Origin of the sequence: Pseudomonas sp. TWR1-1-3 (assembly GCF_049896805.1) — a bacterium.
Classification (GTDB): domain Bacteria; phylum Pseudomonadota; class Gammaproteobacteria; order Pseudomonadales; family Pseudomonadaceae; genus Aquipseudomonas; species Aquipseudomonas bubulae.
In genome coordinates this window covers 391,074-417,648 of sequence record NZ_JAFCUZ010000003.1, presented here as the reverse complement: position 1 = coordinate 417,648, position 26,575 = coordinate 391,074, and the positions used below count along the sequence as shown (strand labels likewise).

Annotated in this window: 24 protein-coding genes; 12 read left to right on the top strand and 12 right to left on the bottom strand. The window is 58.2% G+C overall.

Going from position 1 to position 26,575, the window contains the following annotated elements:
* Positions 1-65 precede the first annotated feature (65 nt).
* Positions 66-2,072 carry a M3 family metallopeptidase gene (locus ACP7BE_RS14785; RefSeq protein WP_426106323.1) on the top strand — a complete coding sequence of 669 codons (2,007 nt, stop codon included), beginning with the start codon at positions 66-68 and terminating at the stop codon, positions 2,070-2,072.
* Positions 2,073-2,078: 6 nt separating this feature from the next.
* On the opposite strand, the gene ACP7BE_RS14780 is transcribed toward ACP7BE_RS14785, so the two are convergent.
* Entirely contained in the window at positions 2,079-2,711 is a 633-nt protein-coding gene (locus tag ACP7BE_RS14780; RefSeq protein ID WP_426106321.1) for a dual specificity protein phosphatase family protein, read from the bottom strand.
* A 300-nt stretch (positions 2,712-3,011) separates the two neighbouring features.
* Here ACP7BE_RS14780 and ACP7BE_RS14775 point away from each other — a divergent pair, with 300 nt between their 5' ends.
* The 3 genes from ACP7BE_RS14775 to ACP7BE_RS14765 are packed head-to-tail and all read left to right on the top strand — an operon-like array spanning position 3,012 to position 6,802.
* Positions 3,012-3,752 carry a gluconate 2-dehydrogenase subunit 3 family protein gene (locus ACP7BE_RS14775; RefSeq protein WP_094999975.1) on the top strand — a complete coding sequence of 247 codons (741 nt, stop codon included), beginning with the start codon at positions 3,012-3,014 and terminating at the stop codon, positions 3,750-3,752.
* A 2-nt stretch (positions 3,753-3,754) separates the two neighbouring features.
* Entirely contained in the window at positions 3,755-5,539 is a 1,785-nt protein-coding gene (locus ACP7BE_RS14770) for a GMC family oxidoreductase (RefSeq protein ID WP_094999640.1), read from the top strand.
* 12 nt (positions 5,540-5,551) lie between these two features.
* On the top strand, positions 5,552-6,802 hold the full coding sequence (locus ACP7BE_RS14765) for a cytochrome c (RefSeq protein WP_095026757.1): 1,251 nt from the start codon (positions 5,552-5,554) through the stop codon (positions 6,800-6,802).
* A gap of 107 nt (positions 6,803-6,909) precedes the next feature.
* Here the strand turns inward: ACP7BE_RS14765 and ACP7BE_RS14760 are convergent, their stop codons facing one another.
* The gene (locus ACP7BE_RS14760) at positions 6,910-7,551 is read right to left on the bottom strand and encodes a transporter substrate-binding domain-containing protein (RefSeq protein WP_094999642.1); all 642 of its coding nucleotides are present in this window, start codon (positions 7,549-7,551) and stop codon (positions 6,910-6,912) included.
* A gap of 139 nt (positions 7,552-7,690) precedes the next feature.
* Between ACP7BE_RS14760 and ACP7BE_RS14755 the strand changes: the two genes are divergently transcribed.
* Positions 7,691-8,128: a DUF4399 domain-containing protein gene (locus ACP7BE_RS14755; protein ID WP_094999643.1), complete on the top strand. Its 438-nt coding sequence runs from the start codon at positions 7,691-7,693 to the stop codon at positions 8,126-8,128.
* 58 nt (positions 8,129-8,186) lie between these two features.
* Here ACP7BE_RS14755 and serA read toward each other — a convergent pair whose 3' ends face one another.
* Positions 8,187-9,416, bottom strand: coding sequence for a phosphoglycerate dehydrogenase (gene serA, locus ACP7BE_RS14750; protein WP_426106317.1), 1,230 nt, complete (start codon positions 9,414-9,416; stop codon positions 8,187-8,189).
* A 206-nt stretch (positions 9,417-9,622) separates the two neighbouring features.
* Here serA and ACP7BE_RS14745 point away from each other — a divergent pair, with 206 nt between their 5' ends.
* A complete protein-coding gene (locus tag ACP7BE_RS14745) occupies positions 9,623-11,017 on the top strand; it encodes an FAD-binding oxidoreductase (RefSeq protein ID WP_094999644.1) in 1,395 nt (464 codons plus the stop codon).
* A 31-nt stretch (positions 11,018-11,048) separates the two neighbouring features.
* Entirely contained in the window at positions 11,049-11,714 is a 666-nt protein-coding gene (locus tag ACP7BE_RS14740; protein WP_094999645.1) for a fumarylacetoacetate hydrolase family protein, read from the top strand.
* 51 nt (positions 11,715-11,765) lie between these two features.
* Here ACP7BE_RS14740 and ACP7BE_RS14735 read toward each other — a convergent pair whose 3' ends face one another.
* From ACP7BE_RS14735 to ACP7BE_RS14725, 3 genes are read right to left on the bottom strand one after another with little or no spacing between them, the layout of a single operon-like run.
* A complete protein-coding gene (locus ACP7BE_RS14735; RefSeq protein WP_095020616.1) occupies positions 11,766-12,737 on the bottom strand; it encodes a thymidylate synthase in 972 nt (323 codons plus the stop codon).
* A gap of 53 nt (positions 12,738-12,790) precedes the next feature.
* The gene (gene lgt / locus ACP7BE_RS14730; RefSeq protein ID WP_094999647.1) at positions 12,791-13,594 is read right to left on the bottom strand and encodes a prolipoprotein diacylglyceryl transferase; all 804 of its coding nucleotides are present in this window, start codon (positions 13,592-13,594) and stop codon (positions 12,791-12,793) included.
* Positions 13,595-13,606: 12 nt separating this feature from the next.
* Positions 13,607-14,389: a sulfite exporter TauE/SafE family protein gene (locus ACP7BE_RS14725; protein WP_095020617.1), complete on the bottom strand. Its 783-nt coding sequence runs from the start codon at positions 14,387-14,389 to the stop codon at positions 13,607-13,609.
* 131 nt (positions 14,390-14,520) lie between these two features.
* Here ACP7BE_RS14725 and ACP7BE_RS14720 point away from each other — a divergent pair, with 131 nt between their 5' ends.
* The gene (locus ACP7BE_RS14720) at positions 14,521-15,267 is read left to right on the top strand and encodes an NRDE family protein (protein ID WP_426106313.1); all 747 of its coding nucleotides are present in this window, start codon (positions 14,521-14,523) and stop codon (positions 15,265-15,267) included.
* Positions 15,268-15,324: 57 nt separating this feature from the next.
* Here the strand turns inward: ACP7BE_RS14720 and ptsP are convergent, their stop codons facing one another.
* Entirely contained in the window at positions 15,325-17,604 is a 2,280-nt protein-coding gene (ptsP, locus tag ACP7BE_RS14715) for a phosphoenolpyruvate--protein phosphotransferase (RefSeq protein WP_094999650.1), read from the bottom strand.
* A gap of 21 nt (positions 17,605-17,625) precedes the next feature.
* A complete protein-coding gene (locus ACP7BE_RS14710) occupies positions 17,626-18,105 on the bottom strand; it encodes an RNA pyrophosphohydrolase (RefSeq protein ID WP_019828104.1) in 480 nt (159 codons plus the stop codon).
* Positions 18,106-18,248: 143 nt separating this feature from the next.
* Between ACP7BE_RS14710 and ACP7BE_RS14705 the strand changes: the two genes are divergently transcribed.
* Positions 18,249-18,905, top strand: coding sequence for an HAD family hydrolase (locus tag ACP7BE_RS14705; RefSeq protein WP_094999651.1), 657 nt, complete (start codon positions 18,249-18,251; stop codon positions 18,903-18,905).
* A gap of 109 nt (positions 18,906-19,014) precedes the next feature.
* On the opposite strand, the gene ACP7BE_RS14700 is transcribed toward ACP7BE_RS14705, so the two are convergent.
* Positions 19,015-19,443, bottom strand: a complete 429-nt coding sequence (locus tag ACP7BE_RS14700; RefSeq protein WP_095017898.1) for a DUF2269 family protein — start codon at positions 19,441-19,443, stop codon at positions 19,015-19,017.
* 40 nt (positions 19,444-19,483) lie between these two features.
* Positions 19,484-20,998 (bottom strand): threonine ammonia-lyase, biosynthetic, encoded by a 1,515-nt coding sequence (ilvA, locus tag ACP7BE_RS14695; protein WP_094999653.1) that lies wholly within the window; start codon positions 20,996-20,998, stop codon positions 19,484-19,486.
* A 143-nt stretch (positions 20,999-21,141) separates the two neighbouring features.
* On the opposite strand from ilvA, the gene rpiA reads away from it, so the two are divergent.
* Entirely contained in the window at positions 21,142-21,813 is a 672-nt protein-coding gene (gene rpiA, locus ACP7BE_RS14690) for a ribose-5-phosphate isomerase RpiA (protein ID WP_048361307.1), read from the top strand.
* Positions 21,814-21,916: 103 nt separating this feature from the next.
* On the opposite strand, the gene ACP7BE_RS14685 is transcribed toward rpiA, so the two are convergent.
* Positions 21,917-22,831, bottom strand: a complete 915-nt coding sequence (locus ACP7BE_RS14685; RefSeq protein ID WP_150628803.1) for an SdiA-regulated domain-containing protein — start codon at positions 22,829-22,831, stop codon at positions 21,917-21,919.
* 98 nt (positions 22,832-22,929) lie between these two features.
* Entirely contained in the window at positions 22,930-23,862 is a 933-nt protein-coding gene (locus ACP7BE_RS14680) for an SdiA-regulated domain-containing protein (RefSeq protein ID WP_094999655.1), read from the bottom strand.
* Positions 23,863-24,350: 488 nt separating this feature from the next.
* Here ACP7BE_RS14680 and ACP7BE_RS14675 point away from each other — a divergent pair, with 488 nt between their 5' ends.
* Both ACP7BE_RS14675 and ACP7BE_RS14670 read left to right on the top strand, forming a co-directional pair.
* Positions 24,351-25,160 (top strand): hypothetical protein, encoded by an 810-nt coding sequence (locus ACP7BE_RS14675; protein ID WP_095031551.1) that lies wholly within the window; start codon positions 24,351-24,353, stop codon positions 25,158-25,160.
* Between the two features lie 173 nt (positions 25,161-25,333).
* Positions 25,334-26,575 (top strand): SfnB family sulfur acquisition oxidoreductase, encoded by a 1,242-nt coding sequence (locus ACP7BE_RS14670; protein WP_095023164.1) that lies wholly within the window; start codon positions 25,334-25,336, stop codon positions 26,573-26,575.

The following is a 26,575-nucleotide window of genomic DNA, read 5'->3' as shown; positions in this document are numbered from 1 at the left end:
TCAATAGGCTGAGAACCCACCGATACTCAGCCCGAAATGAAGCAGAACTTTCAAGGAATGCTGCCATGGAGCCAACCAACCCGCTGTTGAGCGCGACCCTTCTGCCCCTTTACAGCAAGGTACGTCTAGAACATCTCAAGCCGGCAATCGAACACATTGTTGCCGACAACCTGCAGTCAATCAGCCGAATCGTCAGTGCCCAGTCCCAACCCACATGGTCGGGTCTGGTGTTGCCGATGGAAGCCCTGACGGCGCGGCTGGATGAAGCCATTGCCGTCATCACGACACTGGGGCAGGTACCAAGAGAAGTGTCATGGGAAACAGACATCGGCCAATGCTTTCTGGCTGCCTACAATTACAAGGCGCAAGTCTTGCAAAATCGCGAGCTTTATCTGGCCTGCAAGGCTTTGGCAGAAAGCCCTGAAGCCATGCAATTTGATCGCTCGCAGCAGGCTCTATTGGGCAAGATACTGCGCGACTACCGGTTGGCTGGGAGTGAGCTGTCAGCCTCTGGCAGAGGCGAACTCATCGAGCTCAACCACGAGATATCCCGACAGGAATGGGTTTTTTACGAAAACGCACGACAATCCAGAAAATCCTGGAGCAAGCTGGTTACCGATGAGTCCTTGCTTGCGGGGCTTGCGAGTGAACTCAAGGGGCAGTTGGCAGACATTGCCACGGACGCCGACCTGCAAGGCTGGCTGATAACTCTTCAGGAGCGCGCTACCTACACCGCGATCATGCGCTCATGCGAAAACAGGGCGCTGCGCGAGGAGTTGTTCACGGCCTACAACACGCGGGCTTCCGAGCAGGGCCCCGCAGGCGGGCAATATGGCAATGGCCCGGTGCTCCATGATCTGCTCAGGCTGCGTCAGCAGAAGGCGCGCCTGCTGGGGTATGACAACCATGCCGAGCTGAGCCTGCAGGGCAAGACGGCAACCTCGGTTGATGAGGTGCTGAGTTTTCTGCGCACTCGAATTGAACGCAAGTCGGCATTTTTTTCAACTCAAACCGCAGAGCTGAATGCCCTGGCGTCGGCCATGCAATACGACGGACTCAAACCATGGGATCTGTTGTTTCTGGCGCAAAAACGCGCTCTGCAACTAAGCCCGCTGGCGGGCGATCAATTGAAATCATATTTTGCGTTCACACGTGTTTTTGAAGGCATCGTGTTACTCATCAAGCGCCTCTTCGCGGTCGATCTGGTCGAACAGGTATCGTTTGATACCTGGCACCCGGACGTTCGTTTGTTTGAGGTGGTCGAGTCAGGTGTTCGGGTGGGGCATCTTTATCTCGATCCTTACCTTCGTGAATCCAAGCCGAATATGTGCTGGATGCAGTCGGCACGTAACCGCAGAATCAATCAGCAAGGGGACCTGACCACCCCGGTGGCCATTCTCTATGGCAACTTCTCACCCGAATCCCCTGGCTCCCCATCACTGCTGACACCGCAGCAGTTAACGCTGCTTTTCCATGAGTTGGGTTGTTGCATGAAGCAACTGCTGACCCGCAGTCCCTACGGTGCATTTTCCCGCGTGGATGTACTGAATGCTGAGGCGTCCGGGTTTTCAGGCAAATGCGCTGAAAAGTGGTGCTGGTCACGGGACGGTCTGCGCTGGTTGGCCAGGCATGCCCAGCATGACAGTGAGCTGACCTATGAGCAGATAGACCAAGTACTTGAAGCGCGCAGTGCCGAGCGTTGGCTTGAAACGGCCCGCGAGCTTGGGCTTGCGCTGTTTGATTTTGAACTGCACCGCACCTGGGGCGATGGCCGCAGCGTGGAAGAGATCTGGCGCAGTGCACACAATGAACTCCAGCCGTTACCGTTGGCGCAGAACGACCGATCTGCCAACACTTTCGATGCGATCGTCTCGGGCCATGATGGCGCTTATTTCGTCAATGAATGGGCCGAAGCGATGGCTGAGCAGGTTTTTGCAAGGTTTGAACAGCAAGGTGTGTTTAACCCGCAAACGGGCTTGGCCTATCGCGAAGCCTTCCATGCACCGGGCATCGAACGCCCGCTGCATGAGTCTTTCGAGGTATTTATGGGCCAGCCGCCCGCGAGCGTGTAGGTATCTTCAGGACTTGAGCCAGTTCTTCACCACGCATGAAGCAAAAGGGCTGGTACTGCATGCGCCGCTGCTCAGGGCTGCGCGCAACTGTGGGATATCCGCCTTCATCATGTAGCTCTCGCCATCTTTGTGGTGCGAGTTTTCGCCAAAGCCGCCCTGGGTCATTTCTTTCAGGGCGTCTTCCTTGCTCCAGTCCTGCACGACCACGCGGTACATCGCCGCCATCAGCCCGGTACGGTCCGAACCGTGCTTGCAGTGCATCAATACAGGGCCCTGTGCTTGTGCCGTCTGGATGGCACGCAGCGCGGCCAGCACATCGGTGTCATCTACATGGTTGGTGCGATAAGGCAGTTGGACTTGAGCGACGCTTGGAGTCTTGAGCCAGGAACTGTCGGCATCAGGCAAGAAGTTGATGACGGTGCTTATCTGTAATTTTTCCAGCAGCGGCTGCGCGGCACTGTCAGGCAGTGCGCTGCGGTACAGGGTCGGGGACATTTGATAGAGGTTGTATTGCGTGGCAATGGGCTGTGCCCACTGTACAGGCCGGGCCTGGGCTGTTTCGTCGGCCAGGGCCTGAGGCACAGAAAACGCTGCCAGCAAGGTCAGGCACAGAGCAGGAAAAAACCGGGCTTTGGGCATATCAGTTCGACCATTAACAAAGAATTTGGAAGTTGAAACGCTAGATTGAGGGATGACTTATCAAAACTGTGTCAGGCATTTGTCAAAAAAGCGTGAGGGCGCAGCCAGTGATGGCCTGATGCTATTGGTGCGGCAAATTTACGCATGAAACGATTCATCTGGTCGCCTGGCCTGTTAGTATTTGTAACCAAACTTTGCCTGCGTTTTTTTTCTCAGGTCGATTTCGACCCGTATCGCTGCCAAAACGAAAAGCTGCCCATGAGCGGCTGTAATCCGTGAATGCCTGATGAGGTGCCCCGCATGTCTGAGCAAGACAACCCCCGGCGTGAGTTTTTGCGCAAAACCCTGACCCTGATTCCAGTGGTCACTGTTGCGAGCACGGGCCTGGGTGGTTCCGTTCTGATGGCTACGCCAGACGCTCAAGCCGCACCGGTCGCTGCGCCGCCCGTTGCCGCATCAGGCCCGGCCTATGAACCAACGTACTTCACGGCTGAAGAGTGGGCGTTCGTTAACGCCGCCGTCGCGCGTCTGATCCCGGCTGACGAGCAAGGCCCGGGTGCGCTCGAAGCTGGCGTTCCGGAATATATCGACCGTCAGATGAACACGCCTTACGCCAGCGGCGCGCTGTGGTTTATGCAGGGGCCGTTCAATGCCGACGCTGCGCCGGAAATGGGCTGGCAGAGCAAACTGGTGCCAAAACAGATCTATCGCCTGGGCATTGCTGCCACGGAGGAGCTCTGCAAAAAAGCCTATAACTCAACATTTGCTGGGCTAGACAGCGCTACCCGAGACGAAGTGCTCAAACAGCTGGAAGCCGGCACGCCTAAATTCGATAGCGTCCCGGCCAAGATGTTTTTCAGCTTTTTGCTGCAAAACACCAAGGAAGGCTTCTTTTGCGACCCTATTCACGGTGGCAACAAAGGCATGATCGGCTGGACCATGATCGGCTTCCCCGGCGCGCGCGCTGATTTCATGGACTGGGTAGAACGCAACGAGCAATACCCCTTCCCGGCAGTTTCCATTCGCGGCGAGAGGGCTTGAGCATGTCGACCGTTATGAAAAAAGTTGATGCAGTAATCGTTGGTTTCGGTTGGACCGGCGCGATCATGGCCAAAGAGCTGACCGAAGCCGGCCTGAATGTTGTGGCCCTGGAGCGCGGTCCGATGCAGGACACCTATCCAGACGGCAACTATCCACAGGTCATCGACGAACTTACCTACAGCGTGCGCAAAAAGCTGTTCCAGGACGTCTCCAAAGAAACCGTCACCATTCGCCATAGCGTCAATGACGTGGCCCTGCCCAACCGCCAGTTGGGCGCTTTCCTGCCGGGTAACGGTGTGGGCGGTGCAGGCTTGCACTGGTCGGGTGTGCACTTTCGGGTCGACCCGATCGAACTGCGCATGCGCAGCCATTACGAAGAGCGTTACGGCAAGAACTTTATCCCCAAGGACATGACCATCCAGGACTTCGGCGTCAGCTACGAAGAGCTGGAGCCGTTCTTCGACTATGCCGAAAAGGTTTTTGGTACGTCGGGTCAGGCCTGGACCGTCAATGGCCAACGGGTCGGTGAAGGCAAGGGCGGCAACCCTTATGCGCCGGACCGTTCGGACCACTTTCCGTTGGTGTCGCAGAAGAACACCTACTCCGCACAGCTGTTTCAGAAAGCGGCCAATGAGGTTGGCTACAAGCCTTATAACTTGCCGTCGGCAAACACCTCCGGGCCATACACCAACCCCTATGGCGCGCAGATGGGTCCGTGCAACTTCTGCGGTTTTTGCAGCGGTTATGTCTGCTACATGTATTCCAAGGCATCGCCCAACGTAAACATTCTTCCTGCCCTGAAGCCGTTGCCGAACTTCGAGCTGCGCCCGAATGCCCATGTGATCCGGGTCAACCTGGACAGCAGCAAAACCAAGGCTACCGGCGTGACCTATATCGATGCCCTGGGCCGAGAAATCGAGCAGCAGGCCGATCTGGTGATCCTGGGCGCGTTCCAGTTCCACAATGTGCGTCTGATGTTGTTGTCGGGCATTGGCAAGCCGTATGACCCGAAAACCGGCGAAGGTGTTGTCGGTAAAAACTTTGCTTACCAGAACATGGGCACCATCAAGGCCTACTTCGACAAAGACGTGCACACCAATAACTTTATCGGTGCAGGCGGCAATGGCGTGGCAATTGATGATTTCAACGCCGACAACTTCGACCACGGGCCGCACGGTTTTGTCGGCGGCTCGCCGATGTGGGTCAACCAGGCCGGTAGCCGGCCGATTGCAGGCACGTCCAACCCGCCGGGTACGCCGGCCTGGGGCAGCGCGTGGAAGCGTGCAACCGCCGATTACTACACTCACCAAGTGTCGATGGACGCCCACGGTGCGCATCAGTCCTACCGTGGCAACTACCTCGATCTGGACCCGGTGTATCGCGATGCCTACGGCCAGCCGTTGCTACGCATGACGTTCGACTGGCAAGAAAACGACATCAAGATGAACCGTTTCATGATGGAAAAAATGGGCAAGATCGCCGAAGCGATGAACCCCAAGGCCATTGCGCGTATCGGCAAACAAGTGGGTGACCACTTCAATACGTCGTCGTACCAGACCACCCACCTTAATGGTGGAGCGATCATGGGGACCAACCCGAAAACCAGTGCACTGAACCGTTACCTGCAAAGCTGGGACGTGCACAACGTGTTTGTGCCGGGTGCATCGGCTTTCCCACAAGGTTTGGGCTACAACCCTACGGGGCTGGTGGCTGCATTGACCTATTGGTCGGCGCGGGCAATCCGTGAGCAGTATCTGAAGAACCCCGGCCCACTGGTTCAGGCATAAGGAGCGATGACCATGAAAGCACTTGTTATCGCAACCCTGAGCCTGCTCGCCAGCTTTTCGGCGGTGGCCGCTGAAAGCGACCCGCAGGCGTTGATCAAACAAGGTGAATATCTCGCCCGTGCCGGTGACTGCGTGGCGTGCCATACGGCCAAGGGCGGCAAGCCGTTCGCCGGTGGCCTGGCGATGGAGACGCCGATCGGCACCATTTATTCGACTAACATCACGCCAGACAAAAACGGCATTGGCACTTACAGCTTTGAAGATTTCGACAAAGCCGTGCGTCACGGTGTTGCTCAGAACGGCAGCACCTTGTATCCGGCCATGCCGTATCCGTCCTATGCACGGGTCAACGAGGCCGATATGCGGGCGTTGTATGCCTACTTCATGAAGGGCGTTAAACCTGTCGAGCAAGCGAACCAGGAAGCCGATATCCCGTGGCCGTTGAGCATGCGCTGGCCGCTGGCGATCTGGCGCTGGCTGTTTGCCCCTGCGGTTGAAGATTTCAAGCCGCAAGCCGGGCAGGACGCGGTAGTCAGTCGTGGGGCGTATCTGGTGGAAGGCTTGGGCCACTGCGGTGCATGCCATACGCCACGGGCCCTGACCATGCAGGAAAAAGCCTTGAGTGCCAGTGATAGCCCGGCATTTCTGTCAGGCAGTGCCCCGCTGGAAGGCTGGATCGCGAAGAACCTGCGCGGTGATCACAAGGACGGTCTGGGCAGCTGGAGCGAAGACCAGCTGGTGCAGTTCCTCAAGACCGGTCGCAGTGATCGCAGTGCGGTATTTGGCGGCATGAGCGATGTGATCGTACACAGCATGCAGTACATGTCCGACGCTGATCTGACGGCCATTGCCCGTTACCTGAAGTCGTTGCCAGCGGTGAATCCGGCTGACAAACCGCATCAGTACAACCCGGCAGTGGCGGATGCCTTGTGGAACGGTGATGACAGCAAGCGTGGCGCTGCGGTGTACATCGACAACTGTGCGGCTTGCCATCGTACCGACGGTCACGGCTATACCCGTGTGTTCCCTGCCCTGGCGGGCAACCCGGTATTGCAGTCGGCCGACCCGACGTCGTTGATACATATCGTGCTTAAGGGAGGGACGTTGCCTGCAACGCATACAGCGCCATCGACGTTCACCATGCCCGCTTTCGACTGGCGTTTGTCGGATCAGGAAGTGGCCGATGTGGTCAATTTCATCCGCACCAGTTGGGGCAACCAGGCGGCTGAGGTGAAGGCCGGGGATGTGAAGGCGATTCGTTAACCCTGAGTATTCGGTGGGAGCGGGCTTGCTCGCGATGCAGACAACTCGGTATGCCTGACTTACCGAGTCGCTCCCATCGCGGGCAAGCCTGCTCCCACATTGGGTCTTCAGGGCTGTCTTGCAGACATCCCGAACCACTTCTGCGACAACGCCTCCAGCCTCCCGTCTGCCTTGATCCGCTGCAAGGCCTTGTCCAGGCTGGCCTGGAACGCCGGGTTGCCTTTCTGGAAGGGGATTACCAGGGCAACTTCCTCATCTGTGACCGGCGTTTTCTGCGCCACCGTGACCAATGGCCCACGTTCGACAAACCCATTGCCCTGAGCTACGCCTAAAGTCTGGCCTTGAAACATTGCAAGGCTGTTGAGTGAGCGCGGCTGCTCTTGCCGGGCAATCGTCTGCGCTGGCAGATGGCTGTAAGGTTCGCTGAAATCGAACCGATCCTGGAGTTCCTGGGTCAAAGCCACATGATTGATCGCGACATCGTATTTGCCGCTCTCAACCCCTGACAGCAAGTCAGCGTTATCGGTGACCAGAATGGAGGAATGTACTTCCAGTTCCTGAGCCAGCAACTCGGCCAGTTCAACGTCAAAGCCGGTCAGACGCCCGTCCTGCTTGAAGCTGAACGGTGCCATGTCGGCTTCCAGGGCTATGCGCAGTTCACCACGGTCATTGATGTCGTCGATCAGTTCGGCCTGAGCAAAAGGGCTCGCCAGTGGCAGTAAAAGCATCAGGCCCGGCAATAAACGCATGGTCACTCCTTTGGTTGGGATGCAAGCGAATCGCATTTAACGTTCGCTTTGCTTTATGTTGGTCACTTGCGGGGTTGGACAACGGTTTGGCTCTAAGTTGTCAGGCACCGAAGAATTTTGCAAAAAACCGGAGAAAAAAATGAAAGCTCTACTGTCTCGTGTTGCGCTGGCTTCTGTATTGATGGGCGCTTCGGTCATGGCCACAGCGGCTGGCCTGGAATCGGAGCCTGCACCAAAAGGCGCCAAAGTGTTTATCGTCGAACCTAAAGACGGTGCCACAGTTGATCAAACTTTCACCGTTAAATTCGGTATTGAAGGCATGCCTCTGGCGCCTATCACCGAGGCCACGCCGCATGCGGGCCATCACCACCTGCTGATCGATGTCGACCAGTTGCCGGCCGAGAACGCACCGATCCCGGCCGATGCCAACCATATCCATTTCGGCAAGGCCCAGACCGAAACCCAGGTCACCCTGCCACCTGGCAAGCACACCCTGCAACTGGTGCTGGGTAACCAGGTTCATGTGCCGTTCAAGCCAAGCATCGTGTCGGAAAAAATCACGGTTAATGTGAAATAAGCTTTTTCGACGCATAAAAAAGGGAGACCCGAGGGTCTCCCTTTTTAGTGAGAGGCGTTTAGAACAACACGCGGCAGCGAATAGTGCCGTTGATGGTCTGCAGCTTCTCTTGCGCCAGGTCCGAAGACTCGGCGTCGACGTCGATCACTACATAGCCAACTTTCTCGTTGGTTTGCAGGAATTGGCCGGAGATGTTGATCCCGTTTTCGGCGAAGATCTTGTTGATCTCGCTCATCACGCCCGGGATGTTCTGGTGGATGTGCAGCAGGCGGTGCTTGCCAGGGTGGGCCGGCAGGGCCACTTCCGGGAAGTTCACGGACGATACCGAGGTACCGTTGTCGCTGTACTTGACCAGTTTTTCTGCCACTTCCAGACCAATGTTGGCTTGCGCTTCAGCGGTAGAACCGCCGATGTGCGGGGTCAGGATCACGTTGTCCAGGCCACGCAGCGGGCTTTCGAACACGTCGTCGTTGGAGCGCGGCTCAACCGGGAACACGTCGATGGCGGCGCCGATCAGGTGCTTGTCCTTGATTGCGTCAGCCAGTTCGTCCAGCTCAACCACGGTGCCGCGAGCGGCGTTGATCAGAATGCCGCCCTTTTTAATGGCACGGATTTCTTTCTCGCCGATCATCCACTGGGTGGCTGCGGTTTCCGGTACGTGCAAGGTGACGATGTCGGACATGCCCAACAGTTCGTGCAGATTGCCGACCTGGGTGGCGTTGCCCAATGGCAGCTTGGTCACGGTGTCGTAGAAGAACACCTGCATGCCCAGACCTTCAGCCAGAACCGACAGCTGAGTACCGATCGAGCCGTAACCCACGATACCCAGCTTTTTGCCGCGGATTTCGAAGGAGTTGGCTGCGCTTTTGATCCAGCCGCCACGGTGGCAGGAAGCGTTTTTCTCAGGGATGCCACGCAACAACAGGATCGCTTCAGCCAGCACCAACTCGGCCACCGAACGGGTGTTGGAGTAAGGGGCGTTGAAAACAGCGATACCGCGTTCGCGAGCAGCGTTGAGGTCGACCTGGTTGGTGCCGATGCAGAAACAACCAACAGCGACCAGTTTCTTGGCGCAATCGAACACTTCTTCGGTCAGCTGGGTACGAGAACGGATGCCGATAAAGTGGGCATCAGCGATCTTTTCCTTCAGCTGGGCTTCAGGCAAGGAACTGGTGATGTACTCAATGCTGGTGTACCCGGCGGATTTGAGCACTTCAACAGCGGATTGGTGGACGCCTTCCAAAAGAAGGAACTTGATCTTGCTCTTATCGAGAGAAGTCTTGCTCATCTGCGTAAACCTGTGTCCCAGAGAAAAAATGGCAGGGAATGGACAGCGAGAGCTGACCTGGCCGGCGTGAAAACCGGCCCCGAGAATCGTCCTGTGGCTCGATTCTGCGAGGGGGTCGTATGCTAGCATAAGCGCCCCGCTAAACACCCATTCCTGCGACGTGAAGCGTTCTCAGGATGACCATGAATTGTTCGAGAGTTCTGTTGATGACCCATCCTGCCTTGATTGATGAGCTGAAGACCCTGGTAGAGCCTGGCAAGGTTTTGACCGACGCCGACTCCCTTAATGCTTACGGCAAGGACTGGACCAAGCATTTCGCTCCCGCCCCGTTGGCCATTGTGTTTCCGAAAACCACCGAGCAGGTGCAGGCCATCGTGCTGTGGGCCAACGCCCATGATGTGGCACTGGTACCGTCGGGTGGCCGTACCGGCCTGTCCGCTGCTGCCGTGGCCGCCAATGGCGAAGTAGTAGTGTCGTTCGACTACATGAATCAGGTGCTGGACATCAACCTGACCGACCGCACCGTGGTCTGCCAGCCTGGGGTGGTCACCGAGCATCTGCAGAACCTGGCCGAAGAAAACGGCCTGTACTACCCGGTGGACTTCGCTTCGGCTGGCTCCAGCCAGATTGGCGGCAATATCGGCACCAATGCCGGCGGCATCAAGGTGATTCGCTACGGCATGACCCGTAACTGGGTGGCCGGCATGAAAGTGGTCACCGGCAAGGGCGATGTGCTGGAGCTCAACAAGGACCTGATCAAGAACGCCACCGGCTATGACATGCGCCAGCTGTTTATCGGTGCCGAAGGCACCCTGGGCTTTGTGGTGGAAGCCACCATGCGCCTGGACCGTGCGCCGAAAAATCTGACGGCGATGGTGTTGGGCACGGCAGATTTCGATTCGATCATGCCGGTACTGCACGCCTTCCAGAACAAGCTCGATCTGACGGCTTTCGAGTTCTTCTCCGACAAGGCGCTGGCCAAGGTCATGGGTCGTGGCGACGTGCCTTCCCCGTTTGAAACCGACTGTCCGTTCTATGCGCTGCTGGAATTCGAGGCGACCACTGAAGAGGTTGCCAATGCGGCACTGGAAACCTTCGAGCACTGCATGGAAGAAGGCTGGGTACTTGATGGCGTGATGAGCCAGAGCGAAACCCAACTGCAGAACCTGTGGAAACTGCGCGAGTACATCTCGGAGACCATTTCCCACTGGACGCCATACAAAAACGACATTTCGGTCACCGTGTCGAAAGTCCCGGCCTTTTTGAAAGAAATTGACGCGATCGTCGGCGAACACTACCCGGATTTCGAAATTGTCTGGTTCGGCCACATTGGCGATGGCAACCTGCATCTAAACATCCTCAAGCCCGAAAACCTGAGCAAGGATGAGTTCTTCGCCAAGTGCGCGACGGTGAACAAGTGGGTGTTTGAAACCGTTGAGAAATACAACGGCTCGATCTCTGCCGAGCATGGCGTGGGCATGACCAAGCGTGACTACCTGACCTACAGCCGTTCGCCGGTTGAGATCGAGTACATGAAAGCGCTCAAGGCCGTGTTCGACCCTAAAGGCATCATGAACCCCGGCAAGATTTTTGCGGTTTAAAGTTAACGTTATTCAATAGCGGAGTCTGTCCATGAGCTATCAGCACCAGTATGTCGACGGTACCCGGATCCACTTTCCCATCGGTAAAGTGGTGTGCATCGGCCGCAACTATGCCGAGCACGCCAAAGAGCTGGACAACCCGATCCCGACCGAGCCCCTGCTCTTCATCAAACCGGGCAGTTGTGTCGTGCCACTGGAAGGCGGCTTTGCGATCCCCACCGAGCGCGGTTCGGTGCATTACGAAGCCGAAATTTCGGTACTGATCGGCAAGCCCCTGTCGAACAACCCGAGCGCCGAAGAAGTGCTGGATGCGATCTCCGGTTTTGCCCCTGGCCTGGACCTGACCCTGCGCGACAAACAGGCCGAGCTCAAAGGCAAAGGCCTGCCGTGGGAAATTGCCAAGTCGTTCGATGGCGCCTGTGTGCTGGCTCCTTTCGTACAGAGCAGCACTTTTGCTGACCTGGCCGATATCGGCATTCGTTTGACCATCAATGGCGAAGTGCGTCAGGACGGTAATAGCGCCCTGATGCTCAACCCGATCGTACCGATGATCCAGCACATGGCTGCGTGCTTCTCGCTACAAGCCGGTGATGTGATCATGACTGGCACACCGGTGGGCGTCGGCCCACTGAATGTGGGCGATGAGCTGGTGCTGGAGCTGACGGGCGTTAGCCGCTTCGAGAGCCGCGTTCGTTAGTCCGGGCCTGGCAATTGAAACAGCCTGTGGCAACGTCCACAGGCTTTGGCATTACACCGCCATCGGCGCGGTCATTGGTGCATGGTGCTGGTAGCCTTCGAGGCTGAAGTCGCCCGGCTCGATCATGCCCAACCACTCCGGCTGGTACACGCCGGTCTTGGCGAATTCCGGTACGCGGTCCGAGATTACCAGTTTGGGCATCGGGAACGGCTCGCGGGTGAGCTGCTCGTTAAGCATGTCCAGGTGGTTTTCGTACACGTGGGCATCGCCGATAAAGTAGGTGAACCAGCGTGGTGTATAGCCGGTCAGGCGGCCGATCAGGCTCAGCAGCGCAGCGCCTTCGGTCAGGTTGAACGGTGTCCCCAGGCCCAGGTCGTTGGAGCGGATGTAGAGGGTCAGGGAAATCTCCCTGGTCTCGACATTCGGGTGGAACTGGTACAGCAGGTGGCACGGTGGCAGGGCCATTTCGTCGAGCTGGGCGCAGTTCCAGCCGTGGAACAGGATACGGCGGCTGCCCGGGTCATTGATGATGGTGTCGACGCACTGGCGTACCTGGTCGATGGCCTTGTACAGCACCACATAGGCCTGGCCGTCTTCTTCGCCTTCGGCAATCTGGCGATAACCCTGGCTCAGGCACAACTCGATAGCGGCCACATTGCTGCGATCAACTTGCTTGTAGGCCGGCCATTTGCGCCATTGCACACCGTAGATCTCGCCAAGGTCGTCTTCGCCCTGACGGAACGGGTTGGCCAGCCACTGGGCGTTTTCGTTGGCGTTCTGGTCCCACACCTTGCAGCCCAATGCGCGGAAGTCTGCAGCGCTATTGACCGGGCGCAAGAAACCGCACATCTCGCCAATGGCCGATTTGAACGCCATGCGCCGGGTGGTGATGGCCGGGAAGCCTTCCTTGAGGTCATAGCGCAGCATGGCGCCGGGCAGACTGATGGTTTTTACGCCGGTACGGTTGGCTTGCAGGGTGCCGTTTTTAATGACGTTGGCAACGAGGTCGAGATATTGCTTCATGGTTTTCCTACCGTTTGAATGCGGGGCTCTATAAGCCCCGCCATTCGAATGTATTACGCAGCTTTTTGAGCCGCTGGATCGCGGTGGTAAGCCCACCAGATCAGGAACAGGCCGCCCGCGATCATCGGGATACAGAGAATTTGCCCCATCGTCACCCAGCCGAACGCGAGATAACCCAATTGGGCATCCGGCACACGGACGAATTCGACGATAAAGCGGAAGATGCCGTAGAACAGGGCGAACATCCCGGAAACCGCCATGGTTGGACGGGGTTTGCGCGAGTACAGCCAAAGAATCAGGAAGAGTGCCACACCTTCGAGGGCGAACTGGTAAAGCTGCGACGGATGACGCGCCAGTTGTTGTGGGTCGGTAGGGAAGATCATCGCCCACGGCACATCGCTGGCCTTGCCCCACAGTTCGGCGTTGATAAAGTTGCCGATGCGCCCTGCACCCAGGCCAATGGGCACTACAGGGGCGATAAAGTCCATGATCTGGAAGAATGACTTGCCGTTGCGCTTGCCAAAACCCCACACCGCCAGCATCACGCCGATCAGGCCGCCGTGGAACGCCATGCCGCCTTTCCACACTTCAAAAATCAGCAGCGGGTTGGCGATATAGGCGCTCAGGTCGTAAAACAGCACATAGCCCAGGCGCCCGCCGACAATCACGCCCATGGCCACCCAGAACACCAGGTCGGAGAGTTTCTCCTTGGTCCAGGTCGGGTCGAAGCGGTTGAGGCGGCGTGACAGGATCAGCCAGGCAGCGCCAATGCCGATCAGGTACATCAAGCCGTACCAATGGATTTTCAGCGGGCCGATGGCCAGTGCCACCGGATCAATCTGCGGGTAAGGCAGCATTGCGACTCCTTGTTAGATCAGGAAACTCAAGCCGACACAGAACAACAGTGCGGCAAACAGCCGTTTCAGCAGGCGTGGCGAGAGCTTGTGGGCCAGTCGCGCACCGAAACGGGCGAAAAACATGCTGGTCAGGGCGATCCCGAGCAGCGCGGGCAGGTAGACAAAACCGAGACTATGCGCGGGCAGGTCGGGGTTGTGCCAGCCAATGATCATGAAACTTGCTGCACCTGCCAGTGCAATCGGCAGCCCGCAGGCTGACGACGTGGCCACGGCCTGCTGCATCGGCACGCTACGCCAGCTCAGAAATGGCACGGTCAGCGAGCCGCCGCCGATGCCGAAAATCGCCGAAGCCCAGCCAATCACCGTACCGGCCAGGGTCAGCCCGACCTTGCCAGGTACCGTGCCAGTGGCCTTGGGTTGCAAGCCCAGGGCCATCTGAATGGCGATCACCACGGCGAACACACCGATGATTTTCTGCAAGTGGGGGCCGGCAATGGCTTCTGCGGTTAACGCACCGATGCCCGCACCGATCAGGATGCCCAGCGTCATCCAGAGCACCAGAGGCCAGCGCACGGCGCCTTTTCGATGGTGCTCGCGAATCGAGTTGATCGAGGTAAAAATGATCGTGGCCAGTGACGTGCCAACGGCCAGATGGGTCAGCACCTCGCTGTCAAAACCCTGCAAGGTGAAGCTGAACACCAGCACTGGCACGATGATCAACCCGCCGCCGACCCCGAACAGCCCGGCCAGCACCCCCGCAAAACCTCCCAGTACCAGATAGAGCAGAAATTCCATGACGCCCCCCCCCAAATTTGATCCGCATGGTAACGGAGCAAGGGCTTTGGCTCCACTGCGCTGCACGGTATGGCGCGAGCCGCCCGAGCAATCTATAAGTAGTGTGGTTAAAAAAACATTAAGGACTGCCCATGTGTCTGATTGTCTTCGCCTGGCGCCCCGGCCATGCACAGCCTTTGGTCGTTGCGGCCAACCGCGATGAATTCTATGCCCGCCCCGCCAAACCCCTGGCGCAGTGGGCCAATGCGCCACAGGTATATGCCGGGCGCGACCTTGAAGCGGGAGGAACCTGGCTGGGCATCGGCGCCGATGGACGCTTTGCGGCCCTGACCAATATCCGCGAACCGCACAAGCCGCCTTCACGGCGCTCACGGGGCGAGCTGGTGGCAGACTTTCTCACCGGCCACCAGTCAATTGCCGAGTATTTCACCCAGGTAGGCCGACGTTCTGTCGACTATGCCGGTTTTAATCTGCTGTTGGGCACCGCAGATCAGCTCTGGCATTTCAATTCCGGGGACCCGGCGTCGCAACCGCTGAGCGCGGGGATTTATGGTTTGTCCAACGGCGGGCTGGATACGCCGTGGCCCAAACTGCTCAAAGCCAAGGCCGCGCTGGCCGAGGTGCTGGACAACCCGCAGCCACAAGCGCTGCTGGCGTTGCTCAAGGACCCGCAGACGGCCCCGTTCAGCGAACTGCCGGACACCGGCGTAGGTCTGGCCACGGAGAGTCTGCTGTCGAGTGTGTTTATCACCAGCCCCAGCTATGGCACCCGTGCCAGTACCGCGCTTATTGTGAATGCAGACGGGTCAAGGGTGATGGTGGAACACAGCTTCGGGCCGCATGGGGGGCGGTTGGGAGAGGTAAGGCTGGCGGTGTGACGCTAGCCCTCACCCCAACCCTCTCCCTCCGGGAGAGGGTTGGGGTGAGGGCGCTTTTCAGTAAGGCTTGATCGCCGCCGGGTTCATCATGCGGGTCAGGCCCATGTTTTTCAGCGCCAGTTGAATGGTGCTGCGAATGACCTGCGGGTTGTCGATGGTCATCACTTCGGCCAGCAGTTCCTTGGCGCGACTCAGGCTGACCTGACGCAGCATCCATTTCACTTTCGGCAAGTTGGTGGCGTTCATCGACAGGCTGTCAAAGCCCATCGCCATCAACAAGATCGCCGCCGCCGGGTCACCGGCCATTTCTCCACAGATGCTCGCCGGCTTGCCTTCGGCATGGGCGTCACGCACCACCGACTGCAGGGCCTGCAGCACCGCCGGGTGCAGATAGTCGTACAAGTCCGCCACGCGTGGGTTGTTGCGGTCCACAGCGAGCAAATACTGGGTCAAATCGTTGGAACCCACCGACAGAAAGTCGACCTGACGGGCCAGCTCCTTGGTCTGATAAACCGCAGCCGGGATTTCGATCATCACCCCAATAGGCGGCATCGGCACGTCGGTGCCTTCGTCGCGCACTTCACCCCAGGCGCGGTGCAACAGGTGCAGGGCTTCTTCGAGTTCGTGGGTGCCCGAGATCATCGGCAGCAAGATACGCAGGTTGTTCAGGCCTTCACTGGCCTTGAGCATGGCCCGGGCCTGCACCAGAAAGATTTCAGGGTGGTCGAGGGTCACGCGAATCCCGCGCCAGCCCAGGAACGGGTTTTCTTCCTTGATCGGGAAGTAAGACAGTGACTTGTCGCCGCCGATGTCCAGGCTGCGCATGGTCACCGGTTGCGGATGGAAGGCAGATAATTGCTCGCGATAAATCGCCAGCTGCTCCTTTTCGCTGGGAAAGCGCTGGTTGATCATGAACGGCACTTCGGTGCGGTACAGACCTACGCCTTCAGCGCCACGCTGTTGTGCTCGCGCCACATCGGCCAGCAGGCCGGTATTGACCCACAGCGGCATGCGATGCCCGTCAGGGGTGATGCAGGGTAGCTCGCGCAGGGCATCAAGCCCCAGGGACAGCTGGCGCTCTTCCTCGACCACCTCGGCGTATTGCTTGCGCAGCACTTCGCTGGGGTTGGTATAGACCTCGCCGTGGTAGCCGTCGACGATCATCTGGATGCCGTCGACCCTGGAGTACGGCAGGTCGACCACGCCCATCGCCGTCGGGATACCCATGGCGCGGGCCAGGATGGCAACGTGGGAGTTGCCCGAACCCAGTACCGACACCAGGCCTGCCAGCTTGCCTTCGGGCACTTCTCCGAGCATGGTGGCCGTCAGCTCTTCGCTGACCAGAATGGTGTTGTCCGGGTAGACCATGGTTTGCTGGCGATCATGCTGCAAATAGGCCAGCAGACGACGGCCAAGGTCACGCACATCCGACGCCCGCTCACGCAGGTAGTCGTCGTCCATCAGTTCGAAACGGTTGACGTGATCGGTCACGACCTGGCGCAGCGCGCCCTGGGCCCATTGACCGGTCTTGATGACATTTTTGACTTCGCTGCCCAGCGACGCATCGTCGAGCATCATCAGGTACACGTCGAACAATGCCTGTTCTTCGGGGCGCAACTGGGTGGCGAGTTTCTTTGACACCGCGCGCATATCGTTGCGCACGCCTTCCAGGGCGGTCTTGAACAACGCAATTTCGGCGGGGATATCGGTGATGGTCTTGTCGGGCACCACATCCAGGTCCGCGGGTGGCAGCATCACCACGGCGGTACCCACGGCAGCGCCCGGCGAACCCGGTACGCCGACGAACTTGGCTTCCTGGATGCCCTTGCCCTGACGGCCCAGGCCACGAATCGAACCCGTGGCTTCGGCGTGGGCAATAACCCCGGCCAACTGGGCGCTCATGGTCACCAGGAAGGCTTCTTCACCTTCGTCGAACTGACGGCGCTCCTTTTGCTGAATGACCAGGACCCCGACCACGCGCCGGTGGTGGATGATCGGCGCACCCAGGAAGGAGGCATAGCGCTCCTCACCGGTTTCGGCAAAGTAGCGATAGCGCGGGTGATCGGCGGCGTTTTCGAGGTTCAGAGGCTCTTCACGGGTGCCCACAAGGCCGACAAGGCCTTCGTTGGGCGCCATGCTGACTTTGCCGATCGAGCGCTTGTTCAAGCCCTCGGTGGCCATCAGGACAAAGCGGTTGGTCTCTGGATCAAGCAAATAGACCGAGCAGACCTGGCTGCTCATGGCCTCTTTGACGCGCAACACAATAATCCCCAACGCCGCCTTGAGATCCTTGGCGGAGTTAACTTCCTGGACGATCTTGCGCAGCGTATTGAGCATGGCTCGGGGTCGAACTCCGTGTCAGGCGCGCGTTAAAAGGCGCGGGGCAAGCTCTTTGAGAGCGCGACGGTAGACCTCGCGCTTGAATGTCACCACCTGGCCCAACGGGTACCAATAACTGACCCAACGCCAGCCATCGAACTCCGGTTTACCGGTCAAATCCATCCGCACCCGTTGCTCGTTGGAGACCAGGCGCAGCAAAAACCACTTTTGCTTCTGGCCGATGCACAGCGGTTGGCTGTGGGTACGTACCAGGCGTTGCGGCAAACGATAACGCAACCAGCCTCGCGTGCAGGCGAGTATTTCTACATCTTCGCGTTCAAGGCCAACTTCTTCGTTCAGCTCACGGTACAAGGCGTCTTCCGGCGTTTCGTCAGGGTTGATGCCACCCTGTGGAAACTGCCAGGCGTCTTGATTGATACGGCGAGCCCAAAGTACCTGACCAGCGTCATTTGTCAGAATAATCCCGACATTAGGGCGGAAACCATCGGGGTCGATCACGGCAACAACCTCGCAAACGCATGTCGCCGCATTGTTCCACAAAGGTTGTGAAAGCAGCAACGCGCCTTCCTGCCTTATGTGCACTCTTGTTAAAAGACCGTATTCTTGTGGCCTTTTCTCAGGCAACTCAACGGGTAACCTCAATGCGTCTGGCTTTATTCGACTTGGACAACACCCTCCTGGGCGGTGACAGCGATCACGCCTGGGGCGATTACCTGTGCCGCCGGGGCATTCTCGACGGCGACGCCTACAAGGCGCGCAACGACGCGTTCTATCAGGACTACCTGGCCGGCAAGCTGGACAACGCCGCCTACCTTAATTTCAGCATGGAAATCTTTGGCCGCCATGACATGGCGCAACTGGATCAATGGCACCGCGAATTCATGCGCGACTGCATTGATGGCCTGATGCTGCCCAAGGCCCATGCCCTGCTGGCCAAACACCGTGAAGCCGGCGACACCCTGGTGATCATCACTGCCACCAACCGCGTGATCACGGCCCCCATTGCCGAAAAACTCGGCGTGGAACATTTGATTGCCACCGAATGCGAAATCATCGATGGCCGTTACACCGGTCGCAGCACAGACGTACCGTGCTTCCGTGAAGGCAAGGTGACACGCCTGAACCGCTGGATCGAAGAAAACGGCTACAGCCTGGAAGACAGCTACTTCTACAGCGACTCGATGAACGACTTGCCGCTGCTGGAGCAGGTTGATCATCCGGTGGCGGTAGACCCGGATCCGAACTTGCGGGCGGAGGCCATCAAGCGTGGCTGGGAAGTCATCTCGCTGCGCGACTGACACACAACCTGTGGGAGCGGGCTTGCTCGCGATAAGATCGCCGCGGTTTTTCTGCAAGACCGCAGTGATGCCATCGCGAGCAAGCCCGCTCCCACACAAGCACGTGTGCTTAAACCGGCTTGGCGCCCATCAATCCCGCGATGGCGATAAAGCAGACTGCACAAAAAATGGCCAGCACCAGGGTAAACCACGGGTATCTGGCCATTCGCCCCAAGCGCAGACGGTTAAGGCGCACCACCAGCCACAGCCAGCTCAGGCTGCCGAGCAGGTACAAACAACTGCCCGCCAGCAGCCATATCTGGCTCAACGGCCAACCGGCCAGATGCACCAGAAACCAGCCACTGACGGGCAACGCCAGCAGACACAGGCCCATCAGCGCCCAAACATAACTCCAGGGCCGCTGCACCACTCCGCCTGACAGGTTTTTATCCCCTGCCCGCCAGCGGCGAATTACCACAACCAGCAAGGCAATGGCGCTGACAAACAGCAGCAGTGTCGACACGCCATGCAGCAGTTTTAACGCTGTGAACGTTTCCATTTGATTAATCCCTTGAGCCGTTCAATCAGCGTAGCGCCTATCAGCCAAGAAACAGCTGGTAGGCAGGGTTATCGCTCTCATCCCAGTACGGGTAGCCGATTTCTTCCAGCGCCGCCGGCACCAGGTGGCGCTCGTCCGCCGGTACCTGCAGGCCGGCCATGACCCGGCCATCCGCCGCGCCGTGGTTGCGGTAATGGAACATCGAGATGTTCCAGCGCCCGCCCAGCTTGTTGAGGAAGTTGAACAGCGCCCCCGGCCGCTCCGGGAACTCGAAACGGAACAGCAGCTCATCGCTGACCTTCGCAGCATGGCCGCCAACCATATGACGGATATGCAACTTGGCCAGCTCGTTCTCGGTCAGGTCGACCACCGGGAAGCCCTGCTCAGTCAGACTGGCCAGCAGCGCGCTGCGGGGATCGTTCTCGGGGTGGGTCTGCACGCCAACGAAAATGTGCGCTTCGCTGCCAGTGTGGTAGCGGTAGTTGAACTCGGTGATCTGACGCTTGCCCACGGCCTGGCAGAACGCCTTGAAGCTACCCGGCACCTCAGGAATGGTCACCGCAATGATGGCTTCACGGCCTTCACCCAGCTCGGCCCGCTCGGCCACATGACGCAGTCGGTCAAAGTTGACGTTGGCACCGGAGTCGATTGCCACCAGGGTCTGGCCGCGCACGCCGCGCTGCTCGACGTACTTCTTGATTCCGGCCACGCCCAGCGCACCGGCAGGTTCGGTGATCGAGCGGGTATCGTCGAAGATATCCTTGATGGCTGCGCAGATCTCGTCAGTGCTGACGGTGATCACTTCATCCACATAGTCCTTGCAGATATCGAACGTGTGCTGGCCAATCTGCGCCACGGCCACGCCGTCGGCGAAAATCCCCACGGTTGGCAGCACCACGCGCTCACCCGCCGCCATCGCGGCTTGCAGGCAGTTGGAGTCATCGGGCTCGACACCAATGATCTTGATGTCCGGGCGCAGGTACTTCACATACGCCGCAATACCGGCAATCAGCCCGCCGCCGCCCACAGGTACGAAGATCGCATCCAGAGGCGCCGGGTGCTGGCGCAGAATTTCCATCGCCACGGTGCCCTGCCCGGCAATGGTGTGCGGGTCATCGTAGGGGTGAACGTAGACGTAGCCTTCTTTCTCGACCAGTTGCAGCGAGTAGGCCAGCGCCTCGGGGAACGTGTCGCCATGCAGCACCACAATGCCACCACGGGAGCGCACGCCTTCGACCTTGATCTCGGGGGTGGTCTTGGGCATCACGATGGTCGCTTTGACCCCCAGCACCTTGGCCGCCAGGGCCAGGCCCTGGGCGTGATTGCCCGCTGACGCCGTCACCACGCCGCACGCGCGCTCGGCGTCGGTCAGGTGCATCAGTTTGTTGTAAGCGCCACGAATCTTGAACGAGTACACCGGCTGCAAATCTTCGCGCTTGAGCAAAATCTGGTTGCCCAACCGCTGGGTAAGCTGGTTGGCAGCTTGCAGTGGGGTTTCTACGGCAACGTCATAAACGCGCGAGGTGAGGATCTTCTTAACGTACTGTTCGAGCATCGGAAAGCTTCACTGGGCGGGTTGGCAGGGACCAAGGAGTCTACCCCAGCGTTTGCGCAGGCGACCATACGAATCCAAAGGTTTTAAAGCCTTGGGTTATACTCAGCTCCTTTCTTTTCCCCCCTTCCCGCCCCGGAGCCCGCATGACCCAGGATCAACTCAAACAGGCCGTAGCCCAGGCTGCTGTCGACTTCATCCTTCCAAAACTGGATGACAAGAGCATCGTCGGGGTCGGTACCGGCTCCACTGCCAACTGCTTTATCGATGCCCTGGCCCAGCACAAGGGCGCATTCGACGGCGCGGTAGCGAGCTCCGAAGCCACCGCCGCGCGTCTCAAGGGCCACGGCATTCCGGTGTACGAACTGAACACGGTCAGTGATCTTGAGTTCTACGTTGATGGCGCCGATGAAAGTGACGAAAACCTCAACCTGATCAAGGGCGGTGGCGCAGCCCTGACCCGCGAAAAAATCGTCGCCGCCGTGGCCAAGACCTTTATCTGCATCGCCGATGCCAGCAAGCTGGTTCCGGTGCTGGGCGCGTTCCCGCTGCCAGTCGAAGTTATCCCGATGGCCCGCAGCCACGTGGCCCGCGAGCTGGTAAAACTGGGCGGCGATCCGGTGTACCGCGAAGGTGTGGTTACGGACAACGGCAATATCATCATTGACGTGTTCAACATGCAGATCACCAACCCGGTTGAGCTGGAGCGTCAGATCAACGCCATCGTCGGTGTTGTGACCAACGGTCTGTTCGCCGCCCGCCCGGCCGACCTGCTGTTACTGGGCACGCCTGAGGGCGTGAAAACCCTGAGCAAGTAACTGCGCCAGCAGGAAAATTTCAACTGTGGGAGCGAGTCTGCTCGCGAACGAACTTCGCGAGCAGGCTCGCTCCCACAAGAGAAAATGATCGGCCATTTCTCATCTACAAAGCCGGTTTCTTGAACACGTAAAACAGATTCGGCTCGCTCACCACATAGATAGTCCCTTCATCGTCCATCGCGACGCCTTCTGCCTGTGGTACTGAGCGGGTCAGACCGTGCTTGCCCTTCTTCAGCGACAGTGTGCTGATCGGTTGCCCGTCCAGACCCAGTTCAAGCAGCAATTTCGACTCATCTGACAGTGCCAGCAAATGCCCGGTGCGTTCGTCAAACTGCAAGCTCGACAAATCCCTTACAAACAACCGTGCATCCCGTCGCGGATTGCTCACAACATGGGTGGCATAAGGTTGCTGGGGGTTAGCTTGAGGGAAGCCGCGCACTTCATAAATCAGCATGGGGTCGCGCTCCTTGGCTACAAACAGGCGCTTGCCCACCGAGTCATAAGCCAAACCTTCAAAGCCCTTGTTGCCCGACTGATTGATCCCCAGCGTCAATTGCTCGGCATCCCGGGCATCCAGAACCCGGGTGTTGTCATCGACCTTGACCTTGATCAGGCGCTGTTGGCGTTCATCGGTAATGACGTAGGTATTCTCGCCAATAAATTCGACTGCCTCGGCATCGCCGAACCCGACCAGTGCAATGCGGCGCAAGACCCGGCCATCAAGGGACAGCTCGATCAGCTCGGCTTTCTTGTTGGTCACGGTAAACAGGCTCTTACGCAATGGATCGAAGGTCAGTGCCGAGACATCATCCTCAAGCCCTTCGATGACCTTGCCCTGCAGTACGGCGCGGTAGTCTCCCAGGTTGATTGCATCAGGATTGGCGGGGTGCCACATCTGGCTGATCTGGAACCAGGTCCGTTCAAACAGGCGAAAATGTTGCGCGGCAAAGCCGGCGGCCAGAAAGGCCACCAGCGTTATACAGAGAGTAAAAACGGTAGTGCGGTTGACACGGCGCATGGGTCGAACTCTAAACAGATCAGGCCAATGAAATACCACGGCTGTCTGAATTGAACCTTAAACCTCAACGGGCAACATGTCTTGCGCGGGCGCGGGATTTATTTGGCCACCTTCTCGAAGCGATAAAACAGGTTCGGTTCGCTCACCATATACAGCGTGCCGTGTTCATCAATCGCGACACCTTCGGCCCGGGGAATGGTGTTCTTCAGGCCATTGAAGCCTCCGAGCAAGGTGATGAAGCTGACCTGCTCACCCAGCTCATCGAGCTCCAGCAGCATGTGCGAATCGGCCGACAGAACGAGTGTATGGCCTGTACGCGGATCGATGCTCAGGGCCGACAGGTTGCGTAGATCCAGCTCATCGCTTGGCACTTTCTGCTTGCTGCCGGTTAGCACCTGGCTACCGTCGCTCTTCCATACAAACAACTGCGGCGGACGCTCTTCACCCAGCAGCAGTTGTTGGCGGCGAGGGTCCCAGGCAATGGCTTCGAAGGCCTTGTTCTGGTTTTTCGACGGCCCCAGGTCGTACTTGGGGAAGTCGGCAATATTCAGGGACTTGGTGTCCGCGTCGATGTTGATGATGCTCAGCATATGCTCACGCTCATCGACAATGGCCAGCAGGCCGTTCTCCATGACTGTCAGGCCCTCCGGGTTGCTCCAGCCCACCAGCGGGATTTTGCGCAGTACGTCGCCATCCAGAGTCAGTTCCACGAGAAAAGGGTTTTTACCCATCACCGAGAACAGTGTTTTGGTCAGCGGGTTATAGGCCAGGTCCGATGCCTCGTCCTTTTCCATTCCCGGCAACACCTTGGCATCAATCACCGCCCTGTAGTCAGGTAGCCATATGCTTTCGTTCTGCTCGGACGGGCTCTCAAACCGCTCCAGTACCCACAACGCACCGCGGTCATCCCAATGCATGATCCACGCGAGCCCGTAGACCAATACCCCCACCAGTAATACCCAGGAATACCAGCGCATGCTGAAACGTGAGGACCGGGGAACAGGCGGTATCAACTGTGGGTTTGTTGCCATTTGAGTGGGCTTCCGAAATGTTGGGCCAGATCTAAATATCACAAAGCGGGCTAACCAGCTGCCTCGTGCATGGCGATTATGCAGACGGAGTGTGAAATAAATGGCAAAAACGCAAAAAAATCATGCTGGCTGTGGTCCCGAGTGATTGGGCGCGTGCAAAGGCCTGGTGAGAGAGGACCATTAAACAGTCTGTAAACTTAGACTGATGACTCATCGCTCATCGCCAGAACTACTTGTCATGCAACTTTAAAGTACTCTTTCAGTAGGAACATTCTGAATAATTCAGGGACATTTATATTACTTCTGTTCGCCCTTGACACTCATACCCACAGACTCTTATCTAATAAAAATAATCGAGCCCAGCCACTTGTCAAAAAGCAAATATTTATCGCGTTAACCATGTGCGGCCAGTACTCGGTGCTGAAAGCGAGGGCCGGTCTGCGCAGACGTGTACCGTTCCCTTACATACTGGAAAGGAATCTTTAAATATGCCCTTTACCTCATGTTTCAACAAACTCCCTCCGCCCGTACTTTCAAACCCCGCAAGGCATACTGTGTGCGCGCGCGCGGCCGAGCACTTGCTTATTACAATAAACCCTTACAAGAACATGGAAGAAGGTGACCTTGTCGAGTTGTTCTGGGATGGTTGCTATGTCGCCTCGCGGCAGATTTTCAAAGCCGGTATTGGCCAGCCTGTCATGTTAAGAGTGCCAGAGAGTTTTATTCAAAATGGTACGGCGCGCCTTTACTACCGGGTGATGCATATCGGCAGCAGCCCGGTTCTTTCTGCGCAACTTAAAATATTGGTCAAACTTGACTGCCCTGGCGGCGAAGCCATTGGCGACGAAAACCAGGGCCTGGCCCCGCTTGTAATTCCGCAGCCCATCCAGCGCTACGGGGTTAACCCAAGCCAGATGAAACGCGGTGTTCCGGTGAGTATCGAACCCTATCGCAACATGGCCAACAATGACGCCATCACCCTGCTCTGGGGGGATGTGCGCCTGGATTTGCCCAAACTGCGCAAAGTGGATATCGACAAACCCGTCAGCGTGTTCGTGCCCCCCCACATCATCCAGGAGGCTGGCGAAGACGCCAAGCTGGAAGTCACCTACTGCGTGATCGACCGCGTGGGCAACAATTCGCGCTGGGCACCGGCGCGAGTGCTCAAGGTAGGTGCTCCCAAGCTCTATCTCAACCCTGCCCCGAGGGAGGTACTGCACGCCGCAGAGCCCCGTTCCAACTGGCGTAACCAGGAGCAGGGAGCCAGGGAATCGTCTATTCATATTCCTAAAAGTTAGTTCTTAAAATTTTTATACTCGATTAGGGTATATGAACCGGACCACCGGACTCTCAGCTTTTATCCGCGCCGCACGAGCGGCGCTCCCATGAAACGTGAGGTAGGTATGGTCCGTAACACAATCACCCTTGTGCATAACGCCAGGGCATTGAGTGCAGCCAAGGAGCGCAACTAATGTCCAGCTTGGCCAATGCACACCTGCAAAGCGACCAGGATGTCGCGCCTCTGTTGCTGGCAGCGCAGGTTCTGCGCACCGACAACGAAGCCCTTGAAGCCGCACACACACTGGCAGCCAGTGCACGCGAACACGCGGGCAAACGCGACCAGCAACGCAAGCTGCCGTGGTCGCTCATAGAAGCCTTCACCCGCAGCGGCCTGGGCAGTATTTCCATTGCCCGCGAATTTGGCGGCCCCCAGGTGTCATTTGTGACCCTGGCTGAAGTGTTCGCGATCATCTCGGCTGCCGATCCGGCGCTGGGGCAAATCCCGCAAAATCAGGTTGGCATTCTCAGCCTGATCGCTGCCACGGCCACCCAGGCGCAAAAAGAACAACTGTTCTCCAGCGTGCTGCAAGGCTGGCGCATCGGCAATGCGGGCCCGGAACGCGGCAGCAAAAACACCTTGGACATTAAGGCCCGGATCATCGCCGATGGCGACGACTTCGCCATTAACGGTCAGAAGTTTTACTCCACCGGCGCCCTGTTCGCCCACTGGATTGCGGTAAAAGCCGTCAACGATGAAGGCAGGCAGGTCATGGCCTTCGTTCGTCGCGGTACACCAGGCTTGCGCGTCGTGGATGACTGGTCCGGTTTTGGTCAGCGCACCACCGCCAGCGGCACCGTATTGCTTAACAACGTGCGGGTGGAAGCCGAACAGGTGGTCGACAGTTCGCGCCTCAACGATGCTCCGAACATTCAAGGCGCCGTGTCGCAATTGATCCAGGCCGCCATTGACCTGGGCATTGCCCGCGGTGCCATTGCCGACACCCTGAGTTTTGTCCGCGAGCGCTCACGCCCGTGGATCGACGCCAAGGTCGAACGCAACAGCGATGATCCTTATGTGATTGCCGATATCGGCAAACTGCACATTGAGCTGCACGCAGCCGAAGCCTTGTTGCGCAAAGCCGGACGCGTTCTGGACGAAGTCAGCGCGGCAGCGATCGACGCCCCTGGCGCTGCCCGCGCATCGATTGCGGTGGCCGAAGCCAAGGTGCTGAGCACCGAGCTGTCGCTGCTGGCCAGCGAAAAATTGTTCGAACTGGCCGGCAGCCGCGCCAGCCTTGCCGAGTTCAACCTCGACCGCCACTGGCGCAACGCCCGGGTGCACACCCTGCACGACCCGGTGCGCTGGAAATACCACGCCATCGGCGCGTATCGCCTCAACGGCACCCTGCCTGCCCGGCATTCCTGGATCTGA

Excerpts from the sequence above, each read along its gene's own strand:
- ACP7BE_RS14785 (WP_426106323.1), top strand. The coding sequence starts at position 66 with ATGGAGCCAACCAACCCGCTGTTGAGCGCGACCCTTCTGCCCCTTTAC.
- ACP7BE_RS14780 (WP_426106321.1), bottom strand. The coding sequence starts at position 2,711 with ATGCCCAAAGCCCGGTTTTTTCCTGCTCTGTGCCTGACCTTGCTGGCA.
- ACP7BE_RS14775 (WP_094999975.1), top strand. The coding sequence starts at position 3,012 with ATGTCTGAGCAAGACAACCCCCGGCGTGAGTTTTTGCGCAAAACCCTG.
- ACP7BE_RS14770 (WP_094999640.1), top strand. The coding sequence starts at position 3,755 with ATGTCGACCGTTATGAAAAAAGTTGATGCAGTAATCGTTGGTTTCGGT.
- ACP7BE_RS14765 (WP_095026757.1), top strand. The coding sequence starts at position 5,552 with ATGAAAGCACTTGTTATCGCAACCCTGAGCCTGCTCGCCAGCTTTTCG.
- ACP7BE_RS14760 (WP_094999642.1), bottom strand. The coding sequence starts at position 7,551 with ATGCGTTTATTGCCGGGCCTGATGCTTTTACTGCCACTGGCGAGCCCT.
- ACP7BE_RS14755 (WP_094999643.1), top strand. The coding sequence starts at position 7,691 with ATGAAAGCTCTACTGTCTCGTGTTGCGCTGGCTTCTGTATTGATGGGC.
- serA (WP_426106317.1), bottom strand. The coding sequence starts at position 9,416 with ATGAGCAAGACTTCTCTCGATAAGAGCAAGATCAAGTTCCTTCTTTTG.
- ACP7BE_RS14745 (WP_094999644.1), top strand. The coding sequence starts at position 9,623 with ATGACCCATCCTGCCTTGATTGATGAGCTGAAGACCCTGGTAGAGCCT.
- ACP7BE_RS14740 (WP_094999645.1), top strand. The coding sequence starts at position 11,049 with ATGAGCTATCAGCACCAGTATGTCGACGGTACCCGGATCCACTTTCCC.
- ACP7BE_RS14735 (WP_095020616.1), bottom strand. The coding sequence starts at position 12,737 with ATGAAGCAATATCTCGACCTCGTTGCCAACGTCATTAAAAACGGCACC.
- lgt (WP_094999647.1), bottom strand. The coding sequence starts at position 13,594 with ATGCTGCCTTACCCGCAGATTGATCCGGTGGCACTGGCCATCGGCCCG.
- ACP7BE_RS14725 (WP_095020617.1), bottom strand. The coding sequence starts at position 14,389 with ATGGAATTTCTGCTCTATCTGGTACTGGGAGGTTTTGCGGGGGTGCTG.
- ACP7BE_RS14720 (WP_426106313.1), top strand. The coding sequence starts at position 14,521 with ATGTGTCTGATTGTCTTCGCCTGGCGCCCCGGCCATGCACAGCCTTTG.
- ptsP (WP_094999650.1), bottom strand. The coding sequence starts at position 17,604 with ATGCTCAATACGCTGCGCAAGATCGTCCAGGAAGTTAACTCCGCCAAG.
- ACP7BE_RS14705 (WP_094999651.1), top strand. The coding sequence starts at position 18,249 with ATGCGTCTGGCTTTATTCGACTTGGACAACACCCTCCTGGGCGGTGAC.
- ACP7BE_RS14700 (WP_095017898.1), bottom strand. The coding sequence starts at position 19,443 with ATGGAAACGTTCACAGCGTTAAAACTGCTGCATGGCGTGTCGACACTG.
- ilvA (WP_094999653.1), bottom strand. The coding sequence starts at position 20,998 with ATGCTCGAACAGTACGTTAAGAAGATCCTCACCTCGCGCGTTTATGAC.
- rpiA (WP_048361307.1), top strand. The coding sequence starts at position 21,142 with ATGACCCAGGATCAACTCAAACAGGCCGTAGCCCAGGCTGCTGTCGAC.
- ACP7BE_RS14685 (WP_150628803.1), bottom strand. The coding sequence starts at position 22,831 with ATGCGCCGTGTCAACCGCACTACCGTTTTTACTCTCTGTATAACGCTG.
- ACP7BE_RS14680 (WP_094999655.1), bottom strand. The coding sequence starts at position 23,862 with ATGGCAACAAACCCACAGTTGATACCGCCTGTTCCCCGGTCCTCACGT.
- ACP7BE_RS14675 (WP_095031551.1), top strand. The coding sequence starts at position 24,351 with ATGCCCTTTACCTCATGTTTCAACAAACTCCCTCCGCCCGTACTTTCA.
- ACP7BE_RS14670 (WP_095023164.1), top strand. The coding sequence starts at position 25,334 with ATGTCCAGCTTGGCCAATGCACACCTGCAAAGCGACCAGGATGTCGCG.